Here is a 17,195-nt window from a genome sequence, read left to right on the forward strand (position 1 = left end):
CACCATCACGCCACCGGCGGTTCACCCGATGGGAACATCCCGCTGGCAGGATGCGCGGACCCCCGCGAAAGGTTCCGTGTGAGCACACCGCAGCGCGGCCGAACCGACATCCTCCGTTCGCCGCTCCGCCCCCCGCTGCGTTCGCGGACTGCGCGGTCGCTGCGTCTGTTCGCGGCCGACCTGCTGCGCGCCCCGCGCGACGTCGAGCCGATCGAGCGCGGCGCTTTCGCCCGCATCGTCGCCCTGTGGGTGACCGCGCGAGCGGTGAACCTGTCGATCCTCTTCGGCTTCTACGCGATCGCCCGCGCGGCTCGCTGGGGATTCGGCCCCGATGACGCGCACGTCCGGACGTTTCTCGACTTCCTCAACGGCTGGGATGCCGATCGCTACGGCACGATTGCGACCCAGGGGTACCCCGACCGCCTGCCGGTGAACGAGTTCGGCGACATCATGCCGAACAACTGGGCGTTCCTGCCCGTCTTCCCCTACCTCACGCGGTACCTGCACGACGCCACGGGATTCTCCTGGCAGGTCATCGCCGTGGCGATCAGCCTCGCCGCCGGCCTCGGCGCCACGTGGATGCTGTTCGTCCTCCTCCGCCGGGTCACGAACCCCCGGGCGGCCTGGTGGGGCGTGACCTTCTTCTCCTTCGCCCCGCTGTCCTTCGTCTACGTCCTGGGCTACAGCGAGGGGCTGGCTCTCTTCCTCACCTTCGCCGCGCTCGTCCTGGCGCTGGACCGCCGATATCTGCCCATCGCGCCGATCGGAGTCATCGCCGCCTTCACGCGGCCGGGGGCGCTGGCGCTCGCTGCGGCACTGGGCATCCTGTTCCTGGTGCGGATGCTGCGTCACCGTGCCGACCCGTTCACCCCGGCCCAGGCGGCCGGCCTGTTCGTCGCGGGGATGTCGACGGCGGCGGGGGGTCTGGGCTGGACGGTGATCGCCGAGCGCGCCACCGGGGTGGACAGCGCGTACATCCGCACAGAGCTCGGGTGGTGGCTCGGGTCGGTGGGAAACGGTCCGTTCGTCCCCTTCACCCCGTGGTTCCGTCAGGCGGGCACGCACCTCGGCGTGATCGGGATCGTGCTGGTCGTCGCGCTCATGGTGGGGTTCGCGCTGGTGCTGTGGTCGCGACCGGTTCGCCGCCTCGGGGTCGTGGTGGTCGCGTACGCCTTCAGCTACGGGCTCTACCTGTTCGCGGTGTTCCTGCCGCAGAGCAGCACGTTCCGCCTCATGGTGCCGTTGTCGCCGTTGCTCGGCGACAACCGCCTCGCCGCCACGCCCCGTCGCCGCGTGGGCATCCTCGCCGGGTGCCTCGCGCTGCAGGTCGTCGCGGTGTGGCTCCTGTGGGCCATCAACCACCCGTGAAGCCGTGCCCGCGCGGCGTGGGCGCGGAGCGGTGACCGCCGAACTCCCACGCTGCCGCGCCGGTGCCGGGGGAGGCGCGGCACGCTGGCGGGAGAGGCCCTGCGCCGGTGATAACCTCGATCAGTACGCCTCCGTAGCTCAGTGGATAGAGCGCCGGTTTCCGGTACCGTAGGTCGCAGGTTCGACTCCTGTCGGGGGCACTCCACGATGAGTTCGGCGACCCCATGTCAGGGCGTGTCCTCGCCGTTCCACCGTCGTCGCGCGGTCACCCGGTAGGGACGACGCGGGAGCCGCGTCAGCCGGCCGGGCTGTCTTCCGTGTCGGTCTGCGGACCGCCGATGACCCCGATCCCCACGGCCTCGTGATCGGGCTTCGACTCCGCTTCCTGGTTCGTTCCGCCCTTGGGTTCTTCGCCGGGCTCGTTCTCCGTGCTCGGCTGCTCCAGTTCGCTGTCCGCCAGCGTCTCTTCGTTGCCGTCCTGCTCGTCCCTGGCCGTGTCGCTCATTGGTCGCTTCCTCTCTTCACCCAGAAGGCTCTCATCCGCGCATCCCGGCGACAACGCCCTTGACGAGCCGGCCGGGCGTGGACGCCGCTTCTCCTTGTTGTCCGTATTGGTGCGCGGTCGCGCCCCGGGGTGGGCGAGAGCCACCCCGGGGCGACATCGGCCGCTCGCACCCTTCGGTGTTCGCGACGCGTCAGGCCGCGTCGTGCATGGTGAAGCTAGATGCTGGCGGCGCCTCCTGAGTCAGGGTCGACGACCGCGTCGGCCGCTGCCTCCTCCGCTGCGGCGCCCTCCTCGGGCGACTCCGACCCCGTCTCGGCGGCGGTGTCGTCATCGGCAACGGAGTTGTCCTGCTGGCCGCCGGAGTCCTCGGGGCGGTCGGTGGGGGTGGAGTCGGTCATGGGTGCTCCTTTCGGTTGGGCCTAGCCAACCGCATCCAGCCTCCCGGGGAGGGGGGCTTGCGGATCTCGCGCCGCGATCGGTGGATGACCGGATCGGCGAAGAATCGCCCCGTGTGACACACCGGTCGCCGCTCGTCAACCCGCCCGACGTACGGGTCGGGTCGACGTAAACCGGAGGGAGGCCGTCCCCACCGGCACCCGAGAGGACCCCCATGTCGGACACACAGCACGCCCGCCCGCACCCGGAAAGCGACTCCAAGCCGGATTCGCCAAACGATCTCACCAAGCGATCGTGGAAGTACGTCTTCGTCAAGGCCGTTCGGGAGTTCTCCTCGGATCAGTGTCTCGACATCGCCGCTGCCCTGACCTACTTCGGGGTGCTGGCGCTCTTCCCGGGGCTCATCGCCGTCTTCTCCCTCCTCGGAGTGGTCGGGCAGGGCGACCAGACCGCCACAGCGGTTCTGGACATCATCGACCAGGTGGCGCCGGGCGGGACGGCGGAGACCTTGCGCGGCCCGATCGAGCAGGTCGCATCCGCGCCGGGGGCCGGCTTCGCTCTCATCAGTGGAATCGTGCTGGCCCTCTGGTCGGCATCCGGCTACGTCGGCGCGTTCAGCCGGGCGATGAACCGCATCTACGAGATCGAGGAGGGGCGCCCCTTCTGGAAGCTCAAGCCGGTTCAGCTGCTTCTGACGGTGATCGTCGTCATCCTCGTCACCATCGCGGCGCTCATCCTCGTCGTCTCCGGACCGATCGCCGAAGCCATCGGCAACGCGATCGGGCTGGGTGAGGTCGCCGTGACCGTGTGGCAGATCGCCCGGTGGCCGGTGCTGCTGGTCATCGTGGTCCTGACCCTCGCGATCCTCTACTACGGTGCTCCCAACGCGAAGCAGCCGAAGTTCCGGTGGATCAGCGTCGGGGCCATCATCGCGCTCGTCGTCCTCGCCATCGCCACGGCCGGTTTCGTGCTCTACGTCGCGAACTTCTCCAACTACGACCGCACCTACGGCTCGCTGGCCGGTGTCATCGTTTTCCTACTGTGGCTGTGGATCGCGAACCTTGCCATCCTCTTCGGCGCGGAGTTCGACGCGGAGCTCGAGCGCGGACGCCAGTTGCAGTCGGGTATCGCAGCCGAGCGCGACATCCAGCTGCCCCCGCGGGATACGCGCAAGAGCGACAAAGCCGCCGCGAAGGAGCAGAAGGACATCGAAGAAGGCCGCCGTATCCGGGTGCAGCACGGCGAGGACCACGACGCCTAGCGCAGGATGCCCCGGTTGGCGAGCCTATCCTCGGCAAGCCTGCCGCGGGTAGCGTAAGAGGCCGGGGGATACGCCCCCGGCCGTCAGAGAGAGGAGACCTCATGGGACTCGATGACAAGATCAAGAACGCCGCCCAGGACGCCGCCGGTCACGCCAAGGAAGCCGCCGGTAAGGGTACCGACGATGAGAACTTGGAGCGTGAGGGCAAGGCCGACCAGACGAAGGCCAACCTGAAGAAGGCGGGCGAGAACGTCAAGGACGCGTTCAAGTAAGCAGAAGTCAGGAACGCCCCGACCGCCACGCGGTCGGGGCGTTCCTCTTTTCGTCTCAGCACGGGCCGGCGAGGGGCAACGAAGTCACCGTGGACCCTACCCGCGGACTCCCCGCACGCGTAGGGTGCAGAGGCCATGGCCCACGACGCTCATGTCCGTACTCTTGCGGACCACGCCTACGCCCAGGCTCCCCGGACAGTGCTGGAGGAGCTGGGTTCGTCCCGCGCGGGCCTGTCGACGTCAGAGGCGACGGCACGGCTGGCGGAGGGGGGACCGAACCGGCTGCCCGAGCAGCGACGCCGCCCGGCGCTGGTGCGACTGCTCGGCCATTTCCACAACATCCTCATCTACATCCTCCTCGCCTCGGCGGTCATCAAGGTGGTCTACCGGGACTGGCTGGACTTCGGCGTCATCCTCGCCGTCGCCGTCGTCACGGCACTGATCGGGTTCCTCCAGGAGGGGCAGGCGGAGCGGGCGCTCGCCGGTATCCGCGACATGCTCTCCCTGTCGGCGCGCGTTCGCCGTGATGGCCGCTGGGCAGAGATCCCCGCGGAGGACGTGGTGCCCGGGGACATCGTCCGCGTCCGGGCGGGAGACAAGGTGCCCGCCGACATGCGCCTGGTGTCCGCGTCGCAGGTGGAGATCGACGAGTCAGCCCTCACGGGCGAGTCGGTGCCCGTTGCCAAATCGACCGAGGCGACGATCCCCGATGCGGGGATCGGTGATCGTGTCGGAATGGCGTACTCGGGAACGCTCGTGACGCGTGGCAGCGCGGACGGCGTCGTCACCGCGACGGGCGGTGACACGGAGATCGGACACATCCAGAGCCTGATCGCCGAGGCGCAGCCCCTCACGACGCCGCTGACCCGACAGCTCGCGGCGCTCAGCACGCAGATCGCGGTCCTCATCCTCGTCACTGCGGCGGTCATGACGGTCGTCGGGTTGGTTCTGCATGACCAGTCGCCTGAGTCGCTGCTGGATTCGGCGATCACCTTCGCGGTGGCCGCGGTTCCGGAGGGCTTGCCGGCCATCGTGACCATCACCCTCGCGCTCGGCGTGCAGCAGATGGCGAAGCGGCAGGCGATCACGCGGAAGCTCACCGCCGTCGAGACGCTCGGGGCCGTGACGACCATCTGCTCGGATAAGACGGGCACGCTCACGCTCAACGAGATGACGGTGCGAGCTGTCGTCACACCGGCCGACACCTACGCCGTCGCGGGCGAGGGTTATCGTCCGGAGGGCGAGGTGCGCGGTTCGGACGGCAACGTGGTGACGCTGACGGATGCGCCTGAGCTCGGCGAGCTCGTATCGGCCATGGCGCGGTGCAACGACGCAGCGGTGCGGCGCGACGGCGATGCGTGGACCGTGGTGGGCGCGCCGACCGAGGGCAGTCTGGTGGTGCTCGCCCGGAAGCTGGGCTATGACCCGGCGGGCCGTACCCGGCTCGACGAGCTGCCCTTCGACTCGGCGCTCAAGTTCATGGCTGTGCTCGATCGCGACGCCGACGGGGTGGTGCACATGATCGCCAAGGGCGCTCCCGACCGTCTGCTCGAGCGCTGCCGCGATGAGCTCGCCCCGGACGGAACGGTGCGGCCGCTGGACGCCGGCCGATGGCACGCCGTGATCGCAGAGCTGGGCGGCAGAGGTCTGCGTACCCTGGCCGCGGCCTCGGCTCCGGCGTCCCCCTCGCACGTGCTCGGCCCCGCTACGGTCCGCGATCTCACCTTCCTCGGACTGGTCGGCATCGCCGACCCGCCACGCCCCGAGGCGATCCGCGCGATCCGCGAGTGCCGGGATGCCGGCATCCGCGTCACCATGATCACCGGCGACCACGCCGTGACCGCCGCGGCGATCGGCGGAGACCTCGGTATCGCGCTCCGTGCTGCGCCCTTCGTGGTGACCGGCGCGGAGGTGGACGCCATGAGCGATGCCGAACTGGCCCACATCGCCCCGGACGTCGACGTGTTCGCGCGCACCAGCCCCGAGCACAAGATCAGGGTTGTGCGGGCGCTGCAATCCCGCGACCAGGTCGTCGCGATGACAGGCGATGGCGTGAACGATGCGCCCGCCCTCGCCCGCGCCGACATCGGGATCGCCATGGGCGTCACTGGCACCGAGGCGACCAAGGATGCCGCCGATATCGTCCTGGCCGACGACAACTTCGCCACCATCGAGCGCGCGGTGTCGGAAGGCCGCCGCATCTTCGACAACATCCAGAAGTCGCTGATGTTCATCCTGCCGACGACCTTCGGGCAGGCGCTGGTCGTCCTCACCGCGGTGCTGGTCGGGTATGTCCCGCCACTGCAACCGACGCAGGTGTTGTGGGTCAACCTCGTCACGGCGGTCACGTTGTCGATCGCTCTCGCCTACGAGCCGGCTGAGCGGGGCATCATGCAGCGTCCACCCCGGGATGCCCAGGGGCCGGTGATCGATCGCATTCTGTTGCCTCGCGTGGGGTGGGCGGCCCTGCTGATCGCCGCAGCATCCACGGGGGTGTTCTTCTACGAGATGAACACCGGTGCGCCCTTCGCGGTGGCCCAGACCAGCGCGGTCACGCTGCTCGTCTTCGCCCAGGTCGCGTACCTCTTCAATTCGAGGTTCCTGCGCAGCAGCGGCTTCACGTGGCGTGTCTTGAGCGGGAATCCCGTGGTGTGGTACTCGATCGGTGTGCTGGTGGTTCTTCAGCTGCTTCTGATCTACGCGCCGTTCATGCAGGCCTGGTTCCACACGGCACCCCTCGGCCCGGAGGAGTGGCTCCGCGTGGGAGCACTGTCGGCGGCCATTTTCGTCGCGGTCGAGGTGGAGAAGGCGTTCGCCATCGCAGCGGAGCGCCGACCGCGGCGGCACGCTACCGGGCGGCGGGTCAGTCTCGGTTAGGTCTGCTAAGCCGGAATAACGTGGCAGAGTACGGCTATGAACTCGTTCGGTGAATTCGTTGAGGTATGGCCGGCGCACCGATCGGAGACCCTGCCGCGCGACGCGTACGAGGACCCCGCAGACGGTTCGGGCAGCGTCCCCATCGATGCCGCGATTCCTCCGACCATCGCGGCCCTGGACTACTCTCCGTCGCTGCGCACGGTCGGAACCTGCGAGGCTGCGCTCATCGCGGTCGCGCAGGCAGACACCGGAGCTGCAGGCGCGCCGGCGGCCGTGCGGCGATTCATGATCCGATGCGAGTCGATCGCCTCTTCCCGCATCGACGGCATCGGCGTGAGCGCCGCTGAGTACGCGAAGGCGGAGGCGGGGCTCGGCGACCACGAGAACGCGACGCGGGCGGTTCGAGCAGGCGAGGCGCTGGACGCCCTGCTCGGGAGCATCGACGCGCACGGGCTTTTCACCGTCGACGGCATCCGGTCTGCCCATGCGATGCTTCTCGCAGGCGCTGAGGGGGGCGTCGCCGGCCAGGTGCGCGACACGCAGACCTGGATCGGCTCTGCCGGGGCTCCGCGAGACGCGGCGTACATGCCACCGACTCCGGCTCGGGTACCGGCGCTGCTGGCGGATCTGGTGGCGTATCTCAACCGCGACGACGTCCCGGTGATCGTGCAGGCTGCCATCGGGCACGCGCAGTTCCTCTCCATCCGCCCGTTCGTGCGCGGCAACGGCCGCATCGGTCGTGCACTCCTCGGTGCCTCCTTACGGCGGCGGGGGGTGAGCAGCCATGCGCTCGTGCCGGTGACCTGCGGCCTGCTTGCGCGGCCGGAGGAGTACCTCGAGTCGCTCGTGGCGTACCGGGACGGCGACCCCTCGCCGATCATCGTCCTGGTCGCGAACTGCGCGCGCGTCGCCGCGACCGAATCGCGTGTGGGTGCTGTCCGCGTGAAGGAGCTCCCCGAGGCGTGGGGTGCCGCGGCGAAGCCGAGGCGGGGGTCGGCCGCTGCCGCGCTCATCCCCGCGTTCGCGGAGCACCCGGCAATGGGTGCGGCGGAGGTCGAACGGTTCTCCGGAGCAGGGCGCGCGCAGGCCTACCAGGCGGTGGAGCGGCTCGAGGCGGCCGGCGTGATCCGCGAGGTCACCGCGCGCAAGCGCGGCCGAGTGTGGGTGGCAACCGACGTGCTGACCGAGCTGGACGACCTCGACCGGCGTATTCAGGAGCGCATGCGCGCCGGCCGGTGACAGGAGGCCGTCTGGGCAACAGAGGCGTGAGGGCTCAATCCGGCTGGTAGGAATGAACGAAGTCCCGGAGGACATCCTCGTCGGGGAGGTCGACCCATAACCGGATGCTGTCCGTGTCCGCGCCGACCCCGTTCACCAGGGCAGCACCCCCGATGCGGTCCAGCAACGGCGCCATCCGCTCGGCTCGCACGGTCGAGACATAGCCGATTCCACGACCCTCCGCATACACCGCAATGGCGGCGGAGTGGCGTCGATTGCCGGGCTCCCGCCGCAGGACGTACAGCCGATCGCCGGCGAGGCCCCGCTCCGGATCGTGAACGCGGTACTGGGTGCCCTTGACCCGAACTCGGGTCGACTGGAGTGCGCGCAGGTCGGGAAGCGTCCCGTGGTCGAGCGCAGGCATCGACAGCAGGTGTCGGACGCGTTCCCACCAGACAGGCATGTATCGACGGTATCGGCCGGCGCCTGTGAGACCACCCGGCCTGCCCGTCCCCAGGCACCGCGCGGCGTGTCAGCGGACGACTGCGGTGGCCGTGGAGAGGGTCAGGAGCACATCGTGGCTGGTCGACCCGAGCAGGAAGCGCGCGACGGCTCCCCGCCCGCGAGACCCCACGACTGCCAGGCGGGCGTCGGCGGCCACGCGATTGATGAGTGTCGCGGGATCGCTGGCTTCGACGATTCGTCGCACCTCGAGGTCGGGGTAGTCCTGGGCAAGACCGGCGAGGGAGAGCCCCATCGCCTCCTCTGTCAGCCGTCGCGCGTTCTCGCGGTAGTCGTCGGGGTAGGTGATCACGCCGAGCGTCGCGGTGATGGGCGTCCACGCGCTGACGGCGATCAGCGGCTCGCCCAGCCGATCCGCCTCGGTGGCGGCGAATCGGATCGCGGCCTCCGACAGTTCGGAGCCGTCGACTCCGACGACCACGCCGGTGCGGCCGGCAAGGTCGAACTGGGGTACCACGACGACAGGGCACGATGAACCGGCGGCGACCCGCACGCCATGGGGGCCACGAGTGATCCCTGATCGGGGGCCGCGGAAGTCGCTGCCGATCACGAGGAGGTCGGCAGTTTCGGACGCGGTCAGGAGTTCCTCCACCGGCTTGCCACGCGTGACGCGCACTTCCACGGCGCCGAGCCGTTCGGCTTCACGCTCCAGTTGCGCCCGGGTCGTCTCGACGGCGTGTTCCAGGACGTCACCCTCGCCGACCACGCCGAGCGCGCCGCCGACGACCGACATCAGCACGAGCCGATCGCCGCGATCGGACGCGCGCTGGGCAGCCCACTCCGCCGCCGCGCGCGCCGCTGGGGACTCGGTCATCCCGACCAGGATCGTTCCGTTCATGGGTATGCCTCCGCGGCCAGCGTATCGGTGTGACATCCACACCCGGTACAGCGCCGGGACGGTGCTCAACCGCTCCGTCGCGCGTCACCGAGTCCCGTGTCACCGCGGGGACGCCGCGGAGGGCCTGCGTCGCGTCAGGCTGGCGATGACCAGCAGCGAGCCGACCACCAGGCCGCCGGCGCCGGCCCAGAGGAGAGGCGCGGGAGTGTCCGCCCCCGTGGCCGGGAGCACCCCGGGCACCTCTGCGCGGCGCGTCACCGTGTTGGTGATCGTCGCCGTTGCCCCCGTCTCGGTGATGAAGGCCTCCTGAGGCGCGTCGGTCGTCACATCCACCATGGACGTCGCACCGGTCGCGGGCTCAGCGATGACGCAGGTCGCGCCGACGGCGATGCCCGGGAAGGTGAAGACCTGGGTCGTGGACGCGCCCTGGGGGATGTCCGCTACCCGTGCCACGCCGTCACCGCAATCGACGGTCAGCTGACTTGCCCCTTGTTGCCCCACTCCGGCGCCCGTGAAGGCCTTGTTGACGGTCAGACTGGCCGCCGCGAAGAACTCCGCAGGCGCTTGGGCGGTGGCCTCCAAAGTGGCCGTCTCGGCAAGGACGAGTTTTTGCAACTCATCGACGCCCGGTGCCAGACCGTCATAGAGGTACACCCGCCCGCGCTGGACGGGCACGACCGCTCGAGCGCTCAGCAGCGTCTGGTCTACCGCGTCGGTTCCGCTGCCCACCCACACCTGGGCCCCCGAGGTGGTCGGGTAGGGGTTGGGGAGAGGAGCGGTGGCCGCCGCGTCACCGTACATCGTGTACCCGTCGGGTACTGAGAGGGTCACGCTGGGGGCGTCCGTTGCCACGGTGAACGGGCCGGCCGCCGACCCCACCGGCGCGGCGGCAGCGGGCGGGGTGATGGACACCGCCGGGGGAGGCGGCTCGGTCACAGGGCCGTTGAGCTGCGCGGCCGCGATGATTTCTGCCGTCGCTGCCCGCATCGGCAAGCCTGCGTTCAGGATGAAGCCGTCCGTGAAGTACCAGATGGCCGATTGCACGGCGGCGGCCTGTTCGCCTTCGGACAGACCCGCCGGTTCGCCGGGGACCGCGGGGTAGAAGTTGTTCAGAATGTAGGCGACGTACCCGAGGTTCTGGACGTTCGATTCGTCCCACGTTCCGTTCTCGTAACCGCCGCCGATCAGGGTCCCGACGCGGACGTCGATGCAGTACATCTCCGCGGTCAGTGCCGGATCAGTCACGCTCGCGGTGTTGATCAGCCCGGTGAGGCCGCCGCCCTGGGTGTATTCCGCGGGGGGTGCAGCGGGGTAGGGCGCCGTCGGATCCTGCGGCGTCGGAGTGGCCGGATACCCTCCCGTCAACCTCGCTCCGGTTCCGACGCCGGTCACCTCGATATCGGTGTTCGGTCCGTCCGGCGATTCGATGATGGGAGACTCCTCGGTGAGCCTCGCCTGGGCAGACCCACCGACCGGGAGGAAGACGAAGGCGAGAGCGGCCATCCCGGCCATCGCGGCCATCGCGGCCGTCGCCCAGAGGACGGACGCGGGCAGACGTCCGCCGGGGTTTCGGGATCGAAGACGGGGGCGCGAGTAGGTCACGGGGAGGCCTTTCGTCGGTGTGGGGGGACCAGCGCGGCTACGACCAAGGCGGTCGCCCCGGGTCGGCGGAGGAGCGTCAGACGCGCAGCTATCAGGAGGGCGCCCCCCAGCAGCCCCGCGAGGCCGCCCCACAAGAGCGGGAACGGAGTTTCCGTGCCCGTCGCCGGGAGAACCCCGGGCACATCCCCACGCCGGGTCACGGTATTGGTGATCGTCGCCGTCGCGCCCGTGTCGGTGATCACGACCTGCTGAGGCGCGTCGCTGGTCACATCCACCGCGGTGGTCGCACCCGTCGTCGGTTCGGTGATGACGCACGTGGCCCCCACCCGAATACCCGGGAACGGGAACGACTGAGTCGTGGACGCGCCGGCTGGGATGGTCGTCGAACGCGGAACCCCGTCGCCGCAGTCGACGACCAGCTCCATCGCTCCCTGCTGGCCGACGGCGTCACCGGCGAAGGCCTTGGTGATCGTGAGGCCGGCCACGGCGAAGAACTCGGCGGTCGCCTGCGCCGTCGCCGTCGTCTCCAGCTGGGCCGTCTCGGCGAGGATGAGAGGCTGGGACTCCGGGAGGCCCGGTGCCAGGCCGTCGTAGAGGTAGACCCGGCCACGCGGCACGGCGACCGATGCGGTCGCGGTCAGGACCGTCGTATCGGCCGCGCCGGATTCGCTGCCGACCCACACCTGTGCGCCCGAGGTGGTGGTGTACGGGTTGGGGAGAGGGGTGCCCCCGACCGCACTGCCGTACATGGCGTATCCGGCGGGGACAGCGAGGGTCACCGCCGCGGCGTCGGCGGTGACGGTGAACGGTCCGGCAAGGGAGCCCACCCCCACGGAGCTCGAGGCCGGAGTGATGGCGAGCGGGAGCTCAGGCTCCGGGGCCGGGGAGTTCCCCTGCGCGTCGGCGATGATCTCGGCCGTGGCGGCACGGACGCTGTCGGCAGGGTCGAGCACGAAGCCGTCGGTGAAGTACCAGATCGCCGCCTGTACCGCGGCGGCGCGCTGGTTCGGCGTGCCCAGCGTGGCCGGGGCGCCGGGGACGGCCGGGTAGTAGTTGTTCAGGATGTAGGCCACCTGCCCGAGGTTCGCTACCTCCGACTCGCTCCAGGAGCCGGACTCGTACCCGACACCGACGTACGCGGGGGTGCGAGCGCTGATGCAGAACACCTGCCCCCTTTGGCTCAGATCCGAGACGCGGGCCACGTTGAGCACGCCGGCGAACCCGCTCCGCACGGTATACCCCGCGGGGGGTGCGGCAGGGTAGTCCGCTTGCGGATCCGGCACGACGGCGGTGGCCGGATATCCGCCGCTGATCCTCTGGCCCGCGCCGGTGGACGCCAACTCGATCGCGGTGTCCGGCCCGTCCGGCGACTCGATGACCGGCGCACCGTCCTCGATCCACGCGTTGGCCGCTCCGCCAACGGGGACGATCAGCATAGCCAGGGAGACGACGACCGCCATGAGGCCGAATCGGGCGGTCGGTCGTCGACGCAGGGGCGGGCGGCGGTGGGTCGCAGGCGCAGCGGTCAAGGGGGGGCCTTTCCGGGGGGAGGGGAAGGGTGAGCGCGGGCGCCCGGGTTTTCGGGTCCGGCTCAGCCGGTCGGGAGCCGCCCGCGCGGCCGCGGCCAAGACCACGTCGAGACCGACCGGCGCTGCCGCCCGCCGGTGACGGCGTCGTTCCTAGCGAGTCCAGGGGGCATTGTCATGGGATTCTCAGTGAAGCCGCTTTCCGTGCCTCGCAGTAGGGCCCAAGGTCCCGCAGTCGGCGCCCTCGGCCGACCCGACGTGGCCCGGCAGTGGGGTCCACAGTCCCCTGGGAGAGCCGCCATCCGACCCTGGCCGATGCACAGATCGGCGGCGGCGGAAGCCCTTTACGGAACCGCGAAATCGTGCTTATCCTGTGCCCACTATCTGGACGGGAGGTGCCGCCATGTCCGGACAATCGGAGACCGCGCGCGTGGTCGGCCCCGGTGGTGCGCCGAATCCTGAAACCGCGACGGTGAGGGTGTTCCTCGTCCACTCCCGGGAGATTGTCCGCGGTGGGCTCCGACATCTTCTCGAGACCACGCCGGGTCTGGATCTCGTGGGAGAAGCCGAGGCGGTGACGGGAAGCGTCCGCCGAGTCGCGCGCAGTCGCCCCGACGTCGTGATCATCGACGTCTCTCTCCCCGACGATGGCGCGATCGACCTGGCGCGCACGATCCGGGCCAAGAACCGGCGCGCCCGGTGCGTGATCTTCGGTCGCTCCGACCGAGAGGAGGCACGCCGCGCGGCCGAGGCCGCGAACGCGCACGGCTATCTCACGGACGACGTGCGTGCCCGGGTTCTCCTCGACGTGATCCGCCGGGTGGCGCGCGGGCAGCGCATGATGACGCGAGCGAGCGTCCTTCCCCTCGACGCCGCTGCCGTGCCGATGGCCGTCCGGGTTCAGGATCCGAAGCTCACCACCCGCGAACAGCAGGTTCTGAAACTGATCGGGACGGGGATGACGAACAGGCAGATCGGAAACCGGCTCGGCCTGGCGGAGAAGACGGTGAAGAATTACGTCTCCGCGTTGATGGCCAAGCTGCAGGTCGAGCGCCGCACTCAGGCCGCCATCTACGAGATGACCCACAACGGGCATGCGGCTTACTCGGAAGGCTCGGCCGGTTCCGGGGATGTCGCGGGCCGGGTCGCGGGCGACCCGGCCCGGAAATGAAGGTCGGCGGCGGGACCTCGACCGGGACCGCCGCCGACCGGTCTCAGAGGATCGGCTTCCCGCCGGTCACGGCGATGCGCGCACCGGAGACGTAGCTGGCCTCGTCGGAGGCGAGCATCACGTACACCGGCGCGAGCTCGGCGGGCTGCGCGGCGCGGCCGAGGGGTGTCTGCTCGCCGAAGCTCGCGACGGTGTCGGGCGGCATCGTCGCGGGGATGAGCGGCGTCCACACCGGCCCCGGTGCGACGCTGTTGGCACGAATCCCTCGCTCGCCCAGCATCTGCGCGAGCGACGCGGTGATGCTCGCGATCGCCGACTTGGTCGCGGCGTACGGGAGGAGGTTCGGCGAGGGCTGGTCGGACTGAATTGAGGAGGACCCGATGATGGATGCTCCGGGCTTCAGGTGCGGCAGAGCGGCCTTCACGAGGTGGAAGTAGGCGCTGACGTTGGTCGCCCACGTGTAGTCCCACTCCTCGTCGGAGATCTCGTCCAGGCTCGGGTGATCCATCTGGAATGCCGCGTTGCTGACGAGGATGTCCAGCCCGCCCAGCTCCTCGACGGTACGAGCGACCAGCGACCGGCAGTGCGCGGGGTCCGAGATGTCGCCGGGGAGTAGGAGGGCTCGGCGGCCGGCGTCTTCGACGAACCTCTTCGCCTCCTCCGCATCCTCGTGCTCGTTCAGGTAGCTGATGGCCACGTCGGCGCCCTCCCGCGCATACGCGAGGGCCACGGCCTTGCCGATGCCGCTGTCGCCGCCGGTGATGAGGGCGACCTTGCCTTCCAGGCGGCCGGAGCCGCGGTAGCTGTCCTGGCCGTAATCCGGTTTCGGATCCATCTTCTGATCGGATCCGGGCACGGGCTGCTGCTGCGCGGGCTGGTTCATGCGCGACCTCCTGGGTTCGGAAACGGGGATTGCCTCCTACGACTGGACAGCATCCCGGCGATTTCGCCATCGGGGTTGACATCCCGCCTGCCCTTGTCAAGGCCCCCCGGTCCGGGCATCCGACCTCGTTCGATGGATGCAACGAGAGGAGCATGATGAGCGACACCACGTCTGATTCGTTCGCGGAGATCGAGGATCCCAGCATCCAACCGCTGCGTGACGGAGACACATCGATCGAGCCGGACCCCGCGATCGACCCCGCCCAGGCGGAGTGGGACGCGACCACGGCCCTGGATGCGGGAGCCTCGCCGGACGACCTCGCCCCGGCGACGGCGACCGGTGCCGACCCGGCGGAGATCCCGGCGCCCGACGACGAGATCCCGGCAGAAGACCTCGCCGCCGAGTGGCAGCAGCCCGAGACGCAGGGGCAGGACCCGGAGATCGCCGAGCTCGGCGAAGACGGCAACGGCGACCTCGCGCCCGAGGACTACTGATCGGCGCCGCCGGGTGGCGCCCCTTCCGGGCCACCCGGCGGTCCACGCCCCGCGGAGATGTCGGGAGGGGCCGCTAACGTCGGTGGCGTGACGCACCGCCTCACGCTCGATCAGGCCCGCCGCATCATCGTGCGCGCGCAGCTGCTGGATGCCGACCGCCCGGGCGACGTCGTGGAAGTGGCCGAGCAGCTCGACTACATCAAGACCGACCCGACGGCGACGATCGCCCCCGCCGAGCACACCATGCTGTGGTCTCGCATCGGCTGGTCCTACGAGCCGGGCCAGCTGCGGGCTTGACCGTGGTCGACGCGCGTTAGCCCGATCGGTGGGGCCCACGCGCGACCCAGACGGCCCGATGGAGCGGGCTACCGCCCGACGATCCGCCGGCTCAGAGGTAGGGAGCCAGCACCCCCGCCGTCAGCGCCATCGTGCCGGCGAGGCCACCCGCGACGGCGGCGGCGGTCTGGCTGACGCGGCGCATCCGCGCCCGACGGCGCTCGTTCGACGGCGTGGTGGTGGTCGACAGCGAGCTCTGCGCGTCGCGCAGGCGGGAGAACCGTCCGATGGGAGTGGTGTACTCGTCGAAGGCCACGAACGACCCGTCGGGCGTCTTCTCGACGAAGCCGGCGAACTCGCCCTGGCGCGACCCCACATGGAACCCGGGCTCGACCTCGGACCAGGCGATATCGGCGAGCGCGACGAGTGCGAGGTGTGCCATGCGGGCTCCTAGGACGACGGGAGGTCGGGTGACTTCCTCGATAGCAAGATTACTAGGCATCCTAACTATCAGTCAAGCGAAGTAACGCGTCCCTCCCGGCGTGTCACGCGGAGGGGGCACCAGGGTCGAGTGCCCGCAGCATGTCCTCCTCCACGGCGTTGTCGGCCTGGAGGTTGTCCTCGGTCAGCTCGTCGCCGCCCGTCGGCGCGTCGTCGCCGGTGGGCGCTTTGGATCCGCTCGGCCCCTCGTCGGGGGCCGGTACCGCTTCGGCGTTGTCGTCATCGCCCGGCGCGGCGGCCGGCACGGGGGTGGAATCGGTCATGATGCCTCCTTCGACCTGCGACGGTACGCCGCCGAGCGCAGCAGGCAGCGGGGCTTGTCGGCGATAGACCCGCGGTGTACGCGCTGTCACGCCGACGGTGTCAAGCCCTGGATGCGAGGACCGTCGGTAGGGGAGTGTCGGGTCATGGCCGGACTCGCAGTCATCCTTCTCATCGTGGGCATCGTTCTCCTCCTCCTCGGCATCTTCGTGGAGGCGGTGAAGTTCCTCCTGTGGGTGGGTGTCGTCATCCTCGTGCTGGCCATCATCGCGTGGCTGATGCGCTTCATCCGGCGCCAGACGTGACGGCGCCCGCGCGGTGACCGGGGTGGGCGCGGCCGCTCAGTCGCCGGACGGTTCGAGCACGCCGCCGGAGGTGGAACCGATCGGTGCGTCGGCGATGACATCGGTGGGCGCCGAGACGCTGGCGAGGGAATCCGCCACGCGCTCTGCCAGGTAGGCGTGTCCCGCCGTGGAGGGGTGATCCCGGCCGATATCGCTCGTATCGATGACGGCGAGGTAGTTCTCCGACGTGATCCACTCCTCGGCGATCGGCGAGATGTACCACCATCCGCGCGCCTCGGCGAGGGCGGCGAGGTCGCCGTCGATGCGGGCGGTCGCCGGTTCGACGGGCAGCACCTGCGGCGCAGGCCCGAGGATGACGATCGTGGCGTCGGGGTAGAGCCCGGCGAGCGCGTCCCACGCCGCCGTGACGGCCTCGCCGTAGCCCTCCGCCGGCAGGCGGCGATCGTTGATCGACCCCTCGACGATCACGAGATCGGGGTCGAGGGCCGGGTCGAGAGCGGCGATGCGCTCGCCGAAGGATCCGCCGTCCCAACCGGGCTTGAGGTAGCCGCTTCCGCGCACGCCGTCGACGACCGTGTCCCACCCGAGGGTCTGCCCCAGGACGTAGGCGTAGCCGAGTGCGGGATCGGATGCGGCCGAGCCGTAGGTCCACGAATCGCCGAAGATCAGCACGCGCGGGTCATCCGGAAGCGCCAGTGCCGCGGGGGCGGCCACGGGCGCGGACTCTCCGCTCGCGGAGACCACCGCATTCGGCTGCGTCCAGGGGCGCCACCCGGCGAGTGCGCACACGATGATGACCATCAGCGCGAGGACGACGAGGGGCCATCGGGGCCGCCGGCGTGGTCGGCTCAGCGCGGGCGAGGTCACGCGCAGAGTGTAGATGATCGTGCGCGCTGCCGACACGCCGGATTCGGAACCC

At 70.0% G+C, this 17,195-nt stretch carries 19 protein-coding genes and 1 tRNA gene; 10 read left to right on the forward strand and 10 right to left on the reverse strand.

The features are described 5' to 3' along the window. The first annotated feature begins 78 nt into the window (after window positions 1-78). Together AC2DFQ_RS00480 and AC2DFQ_RS00485 are read left to right on the forward strand one after the other, a co-directional pair. Window positions 79-1,368 carry a hypothetical protein gene (locus AC2DFQ_RS00480; RefSeq protein ID WP_484509790.1) on the forward strand — a complete coding sequence of 430 codons (1,290 nt, stop codon included), beginning with the start codon at window positions 79-81 and terminating at the stop codon, window positions 1,366-1,368. Between the two features lie 127 nt (window positions 1,369-1,495). After that, window positions 1,496-1,568, forward strand: a tRNA-Arg gene (locus tag AC2DFQ_RS00485). A gap of 95 nt (window positions 1,569-1,663) precedes the next feature. Here the strand turns inward: AC2DFQ_RS00485 and AC2DFQ_RS00490 are convergent. Then, window positions 1,664-1,873, reverse strand: a complete 210-nt coding sequence (locus AC2DFQ_RS00490) for a hypothetical protein (protein ID WP_484509789.1) — start codon at window positions 1,871-1,873, stop codon at window positions 1,664-1,666. 215 nt (window positions 1,874-2,088) lie between these two features. Next, window positions 2,089-2,271: a hypothetical protein gene (locus tag AC2DFQ_RS00495; RefSeq protein WP_484509788.1), complete on the reverse strand. Its 183-nt coding sequence runs from the start codon at window positions 2,269-2,271 to the stop codon at window positions 2,089-2,091. Window positions 2,272-2,483: 212 nt separating this feature from the next. Between AC2DFQ_RS00495 and AC2DFQ_RS00500 the strand changes: the two genes are divergently transcribed. The 4 genes from AC2DFQ_RS00500 to AC2DFQ_RS00515 all read left to right on the forward strand — a co-directional run bounded on the left by AC2DFQ_RS00500 (window position 2,484) and on the right by AC2DFQ_RS00515 (window position 7,918). Then, a complete protein-coding gene (locus tag AC2DFQ_RS00500; RefSeq protein ID WP_484509787.1) occupies window positions 2,484-3,530 on the forward strand; it encodes a YihY/virulence factor BrkB family protein in 1,047 nt (348 codons plus the stop codon). A gap of 101 nt (window positions 3,531-3,631) precedes the next feature. Continuing rightward, a complete protein-coding gene (locus tag AC2DFQ_RS00505) occupies window positions 3,632-3,802 on the forward strand; it encodes a CsbD family protein (protein ID WP_484509786.1) in 171 nt (56 codons plus the stop codon). A 135-nt stretch (window positions 3,803-3,937) separates the two neighbouring features. Beyond that, window positions 3,938-6,679 (forward strand): cation-translocating P-type ATPase, encoded by a 2,742-nt coding sequence (locus AC2DFQ_RS00510; RefSeq protein WP_484532608.1) that lies wholly within the window; start codon window positions 3,938-3,940, stop codon window positions 6,677-6,679. A gap of 36 nt (window positions 6,680-6,715) precedes the next feature. Beyond that, a complete protein-coding gene (locus AC2DFQ_RS00515; protein ID WP_484532609.1) occupies window positions 6,716-7,918 on the forward strand; it encodes a Fic family protein in 1,203 nt (400 codons plus the stop codon). Between the two features lie 34 nt (window positions 7,919-7,952). On the opposite strand, the gene AC2DFQ_RS00520 is transcribed toward AC2DFQ_RS00515, so the two are convergent. The 4 genes from AC2DFQ_RS00520 to AC2DFQ_RS00535 form a co-directional block, all read right to left on the reverse strand. Beyond that, window positions 7,953-8,360: an HIRAN domain-containing protein gene (locus AC2DFQ_RS00520; RefSeq protein WP_484509783.1), complete on the reverse strand. Its 408-nt coding sequence runs from the start codon at window positions 8,358-8,360 to the stop codon at window positions 7,953-7,955. Window positions 8,361-8,429: 69 nt separating this feature from the next. Next, complete coding sequence (locus tag AC2DFQ_RS00525) at window positions 8,430-9,257, reverse strand: universal stress protein (RefSeq protein ID WP_484509782.1); 828 nt, start codon at window positions 9,255-9,257, stop codon at window positions 8,430-8,432. 99 nt (window positions 9,258-9,356) lie between these two features. Continuing rightward, window positions 9,357-10,859, reverse strand: a complete 1,503-nt coding sequence (locus AC2DFQ_RS00530; protein WP_484532610.1) for a Cys-Gln thioester bond-forming surface protein — start codon at window positions 10,857-10,859, stop codon at window positions 9,357-9,359. After that, window positions 10,856-12,388, reverse strand: a complete 1,533-nt coding sequence (locus AC2DFQ_RS00535) for a Cys-Gln thioester bond-forming surface protein (protein WP_484532611.1) — start codon at window positions 12,386-12,388, stop codon at window positions 10,856-10,858. Before AC2DFQ_RS00535 ends, AC2DFQ_RS00530 begins: the two co-directional genes overlap by 4 nt. A gap of 400 nt (window positions 12,389-12,788) precedes the next feature. Between AC2DFQ_RS00535 and AC2DFQ_RS00540 the strand changes: the two genes are divergently transcribed. Then, a complete protein-coding gene (locus tag AC2DFQ_RS00540) occupies window positions 12,789-13,556 on the forward strand; it encodes a LuxR C-terminal-related transcriptional regulator (RefSeq protein ID WP_484532612.1) in 768 nt (255 codons plus the stop codon). A 43-nt stretch (window positions 13,557-13,599) separates the two neighbouring features. Here the strand turns inward: AC2DFQ_RS00540 and AC2DFQ_RS00545 are convergent, their stop codons facing one another. Further along, window positions 13,600-14,439: an SDR family oxidoreductase gene (locus AC2DFQ_RS00545; RefSeq protein WP_484509778.1), complete on the reverse strand. Its 840-nt coding sequence runs from the start codon at window positions 14,437-14,439 to the stop codon at window positions 13,600-13,602. A gap of 155 nt (window positions 14,440-14,594) precedes the next feature. Between AC2DFQ_RS00545 and AC2DFQ_RS00550 the strand changes: the two genes are divergently transcribed. Then, the gene (locus AC2DFQ_RS00550) at window positions 14,595-14,933 is read left to right on the forward strand and encodes a sugar ABC transporter ATPase (protein ID WP_484509777.1); all 339 of its coding nucleotides are present in this window, start codon (window positions 14,595-14,597) and stop codon (window positions 14,931-14,933) included. Between the two features lie 87 nt (window positions 14,934-15,020). Beyond that, on the forward strand, window positions 15,021-15,230 hold the full coding sequence (locus AC2DFQ_RS00555; RefSeq protein ID WP_484532613.1) for a hypothetical protein: 210 nt from the start codon (window positions 15,021-15,023) through the stop codon (window positions 15,228-15,230). Between the two features lie 91 nt (window positions 15,231-15,321). Here AC2DFQ_RS00555 and AC2DFQ_RS00560 read toward each other — a convergent pair whose 3' ends face one another. Continuing rightward, entirely contained in the window at window positions 15,322-15,651 is a 330-nt protein-coding gene (locus AC2DFQ_RS00560) for a hypothetical protein (RefSeq protein WP_484532614.1), read from the reverse strand. 103 nt (window positions 15,652-15,754) lie between these two features. Then, entirely contained in the window at window positions 15,755-15,973 is a 219-nt protein-coding gene (locus AC2DFQ_RS00565; RefSeq protein ID WP_484532615.1) for a hypothetical protein, read from the reverse strand. Between the two features lie 144 nt (window positions 15,974-16,117). Here AC2DFQ_RS00565 and AC2DFQ_RS00570 point away from each other — a divergent pair, with 144 nt between their 5' ends. After that, window positions 16,118-16,276 (forward strand): hypothetical protein, encoded by a 159-nt coding sequence (locus tag AC2DFQ_RS00570; RefSeq protein ID WP_484532616.1) that lies wholly within the window; start codon window positions 16,118-16,120, stop codon window positions 16,274-16,276. A 36-nt stretch (window positions 16,277-16,312) separates the two neighbouring features. On the opposite strand, the gene AC2DFQ_RS00575 is transcribed toward AC2DFQ_RS00570, so the two are convergent. Further along, window positions 16,313-17,143, reverse strand: coding sequence for an SGNH/GDSL hydrolase family protein (locus tag AC2DFQ_RS00575; RefSeq protein ID WP_484532617.1), 831 nt, complete (start codon window positions 17,141-17,143; stop codon window positions 16,313-16,315). Between the last annotated feature and the right edge of the window lie 52 nt (window positions 17,144-17,195).

The organism is Microbacterium sp. Z11_20 (assembly GCF_057197605.1).

What these genes read in the sequence shown, in the direction of transcription:
- AC2DFQ_RS00490 (WP_484509789.1), bottom strand. Translation starts at nt 1,873, where the DNA reads ATGAGCGACACGGCCAGGGACGAGCAGGACGGCAACGAAGAGACGCTG.
- AC2DFQ_RS00495 (WP_484509788.1), bottom strand. Translation starts at nt 2,271, where the DNA reads ATGACCGACTCCACCCCCACCGACCGCCCCGAGGACTCCGGCGGCCAG.
- AC2DFQ_RS00500 (WP_484509787.1), top strand. Translation starts at nt 2,484, where the DNA reads ATGTCGGACACACAGCACGCCCGCCCGCACCCGGAAAGCGACTCCAAG.
- AC2DFQ_RS00505 (WP_484509786.1), top strand. Translation starts at nt 3,632, where the DNA reads ATGGGACTCGATGACAAGATCAAGAACGCCGCCCAGGACGCCGCCGGT.
- AC2DFQ_RS00510 (WP_484532608.1), top strand. Translation starts at nt 3,938, where the DNA reads ATGGCCCACGACGCTCATGTCCGTACTCTTGCGGACCACGCCTACGCC.
- AC2DFQ_RS00515 (WP_484532609.1), top strand. Translation starts at nt 6,716, where the DNA reads ATGAACTCGTTCGGTGAATTCGTTGAGGTATGGCCGGCGCACCGATCG.
- AC2DFQ_RS00520 (WP_484509783.1), bottom strand. Translation starts at nt 8,360, where the DNA reads ATGCCTGTCTGGTGGGAACGCGTCCGACACCTGCTGTCGATGCCTGCG.
- AC2DFQ_RS00525 (WP_484509782.1), bottom strand. Translation starts at nt 9,257, where the DNA reads ATGAACGGAACGATCCTGGTCGGGATGACCGAGTCCCCAGCGGCGCGC.
- AC2DFQ_RS00540 (WP_484532612.1), top strand. Translation starts at nt 12,789, where the DNA reads ATGTCCGGACAATCGGAGACCGCGCGCGTGGTCGGCCCCGGTGGTGCG.
- AC2DFQ_RS00545 (WP_484509778.1), bottom strand. Translation starts at nt 14,439, where the DNA reads ATGAACCAGCCCGCGCAGCAGCAGCCCGTGCCCGGATCCGATCAGAAG.
- AC2DFQ_RS00550 (WP_484509777.1), top strand. Translation starts at nt 14,595, where the DNA reads ATGAGCGACACCACGTCTGATTCGTTCGCGGAGATCGAGGATCCCAGC.
- AC2DFQ_RS00560 (WP_484532614.1), bottom strand. Translation starts at nt 15,651, where the DNA reads ATGGCACACCTCGCACTCGTCGCGCTCGCCGATATCGCCTGGTCCGAG.
- AC2DFQ_RS00565 (WP_484532615.1), bottom strand. Translation starts at nt 15,973, where the DNA reads ATGACCGATTCCACCCCCGTGCCGGCCGCCGCGCCGGGCGATGACGAC.
- AC2DFQ_RS00570 (WP_484532616.1), top strand. Translation starts at nt 16,118, where the DNA reads ATGGCCGGACTCGCAGTCATCCTTCTCATCGTGGGCATCGTTCTCCTC.